Consider the following 2,696-nt stretch of genomic DNA (forward strand, 5'->3'; position numbering starts at 1 on the left):
AGGCGCTCCCGGCGACACCTACGTCAATCGCCCGACCGTGACAGCAAGGGGGAGCACCCACATCGATACAGCGTTCATGGGTCTCACCTCCTCGGACGGTGTCGCGGTCGACTGCAAGCTACCAGCCTCCCGCGCGATCGCGCCCACTCTCTTCCCCCAGCACGTGATCACGGCTCCGGACGGGCGCTAGCCGGTCTTCAGCTGGGTGAAGCGGAGGCGGTTGCCGAACGGGTCGCGGAAGCCGCAGTCGATTCCGTACTCACGGTCGGTGGGCTCCTCGGTGAACTCGACGCCCTGGGCGAGCAGCGTCTCGTACGTCTTGCGGCAGTCGTCCGTGGTGAGGATGAGCCAGCCGCCCATCGCACCCTTGGTCACCAGTTCGCGTACCTGCTCCGCCGTCTCCTCCGACATGGCGGGGGCGCCCGGCCGCTCCAGCAGGATCTGGCGCTCCGGGTGGCCGGGGACGCTGACGGCGAGCCAGCGCATGAAGCCCATGTCGACATCGGCGGCGACCTCCAGGCCGAGCTTGCCGACGTAGAAGTCGAGGGCCTGGTCCTGGTCGAGGACGTAGATCTGCGAGTGCGTGATCGCTGTGAACATGTGCTCAACGCTAGTGGGCGGGCCGCGGGAAAACTTATCCAGAACTGCTCAGTCGCTCCGTCGCTCCGTCGCAGCGCCGCTCAGTCGCTCGGCCGCGTCCACGCCATCGTGAAGCACGTGGGGACGCCCGTGGGTACGGATTCCTTGCGGTACGTCCTCGGTGAGCGGCCGACGATGTCGCTGAAGGTACGGCTGAAGGTGCCCGTGCTGCCGAAGCCGACCTCGAAGCAGATGTCCGTCACGCTGCGGTCGGTCTCCCGCAGCAGGAACATCGCGCGCTCCACCCGGCGGCGTTGCAGGTAGCGGTGGGGCGTTTCGCCGAACGTGGCACGGAAGGTGCGCGAGAAGTGCGCCGGGGAGACATGGGCGATCCGGGCCAGGTCGGCTACGTCCAGCGGTTGCGCGTAGGCGCGGTCCATCGCGTCCCGGGCCCGGAGCATCCGGCGGTTCGACTCCTCTGCGGCGCGGCTCACACCGCCATCACACCACGCCGCCCCGCCCGGCGGTTCAACTCAGCGCACGTCGACGAAGTCGACGGCGGAGGTGGCGGCGCCGGTGGTGGACCAGCCGCCGAAACTCCAGCGCCAGTATCCGTCGACGGATGCCTTGACGGTGGTCCTCAGCGCGCCCGTGGAGCTCGACTTCACCGTCTTGACCGTGGCGTAGGCGGAGCCGCCCTTCTTGCGGAACTGGAGCTTGACCGTCGCGGCGGCGACGCCGGTGTACCTGTGCTTCACCCAGTCCGCGCGCTTGAGGCTGCCCGTCACGGTGAGCGTCCCGCCCTTCTTCACCGGCTCCGGCGAGGCGTTGACCGTCGCCTTGGCCCACCGCCTGATCTGCACACCGCCGGGAGCGGTCGTGTACTGCTCCGTCCTGAGCTGCCCGTTGGGCTTCCAGAGCTTCGTCGCGACGCCGATCTTCCAGGTCGTCGCGTCGTTGTTCGAGTCCAGGCGGTAGCGCGGATCGATGTACAGCGCGCCTTCGCAGTCCGAGGTCCGGGCGGCCGTCTCGTAGCAGGTGTAGCCCGCCTGGAGGCTGCCGCTCTGCGCCCCCTTCGCGGCGGTGGTGCCGTGGTAGAGGTACGGATCCGCGTCCCACGCGCTGAAATCGGCCGTGCTGTACCCGGCGGGGAGGTGGACCCGGAAGGTGATCCGCGGTTCCTTCACGTCCGACGTTCCCACGACGACGGGCTTGCCGCCGTTCACGACGATCCCCGTCACCGTGATCCCGGTGCCGGCGGCCTGCGCCGTCGGAGCCGTGAACGCCGAGAGGACGAGGGCCCCCGCGAGTACGGTCACGGCCCCGGTTCTGCTGCCTGTCTTCATTCGTACCTCGTTGCGCGTTCTGCCTGAAGGGCTGAGGACCCGCTCGACCTGGCCGTCACCGACCGGCGGAGCGGCGGAGCGGCAGATTACCAGCGGGCCGGCCGGGCGTTCCGGGCAGGGTGATCATGGAAACCCTCCGGGGCCGGGAGCGGGCCCGGCCGTCCCCCACGTGACCGGCCTTGGGGTCCGGCGGAACGGCCGATATCGCCAGGCACTTGATCTTGCCGCGTTCGCCTACAGCTCGAACGTCAGCTGCCCGCCGGTTTCGAGTGCGGTACGACGGGCCTGGGCCCGGGTACGGGCGTGGTGGTCCTGGTCGTGCAGCCGGCATCCCTGGCACATGGCCCTGAGGTTGGCCGGTTGCCGGCACGGTGCGCAGTTCCCATGCCTTCAACTCCGGGCGGAGCGCGCTCTTGCCGGACTTCTTGTCCGCGAAGATCTTCCGGCACCCGGCGGCGGTGAGGGCATCGATCTGCCGGTCGAGCTTCTGCCCGCCGCTCGACACCCGCGCGTACCCGATCTTGATCTCGGTGCGCACCAGCGGCTCGGCGACGAGGAGTTCGACCCGCATCGTCTTCTTCGTTGGGTCGGAGTGCCGAAGTAAGGGCGGTCGGCGCGACGCCGGGCCCTCATCAGCACCCCGGGCGAGACTCTGGCGGCACGGTCGGCGTCAGCTCGGCGGGTACGCAAGGGCTCATCCCGGCGGGTACGCAAGGGCTCATCCCGGCTTCTGATCGACCACGGCGAGTCGCGCCTCCACCTGGTCCCCCA

General features: G+C 69.4%; 3 protein-coding genes and 2 pseudogenes. 1 reads left to right on the top strand and 4 read right to left on the bottom strand.

Features of this window, described 5'->3' with window-relative positions; all coding sequences use genetic code 11:
* Positions 1-190 (top strand): annotated as a pseudogene (locus tag AB0I52_RS32745) (hypothetical protein); the annotation flags it as partial.
* Here the strand turns inward: AB0I52_RS32745 and AB0I52_RS32750 are convergent.
* From AB0I52_RS32750 to AB0I52_RS32765, 4 genes and pseudogenes are all read right to left on the bottom strand, one after another.
* Positions 187-600: a VOC family protein gene (locus tag AB0I52_RS32750; protein WP_363078802.1), complete on the bottom strand. Its 414-nt coding sequence runs from the start codon at positions 598-600 to the stop codon at positions 187-189. The pseudogene AB0I52_RS32745 and the gene AB0I52_RS32750 overlap by 4 nt on opposite strands.
* An 80-nt stretch (positions 601-680) precedes the next feature.
* Entirely contained in the window at positions 681-1,073 is a 393-nt protein-coding gene (locus tag AB0I52_RS32755; RefSeq protein WP_363078804.1) for an AraC family transcriptional regulator, read from the bottom strand.
* A 39-nt stretch (positions 1,074-1,112) separates the two neighbouring features.
* Positions 1,113-1,898, bottom strand: a complete 786-nt coding sequence (locus tag AB0I52_RS32760; protein ID WP_363078806.1) for a hypothetical protein — start codon at positions 1,896-1,898, stop codon at positions 1,113-1,115.
* Positions 1,899-2,310: 412 nt separating this feature from the next.
* A pseudogene (locus AB0I52_RS32765) lies at positions 2,311-2,496 on the bottom strand (recombinase family protein); the annotation flags it as partial.
* Positions 2,497-2,696: the final 200 nt, after the last annotated feature.

The sequence above is a fragment of the Streptomyces sp. NPDC050423 genome (assembly GCF_040655445.1).
Classification (GTDB): Bacteria; Actinomycetota; Actinomycetes; order Streptomycetales; family Streptomycetaceae; genus Streptomyces.

Excerpts from the sequence above, each read along its gene's own strand:
- AB0I52_RS32750 (WP_363078802.1), bottom strand. The coding sequence starts at position 600 with ATGTTCACAGCGATCACGCACTCGCAGATCTACGTCCTCGACCAGGAC.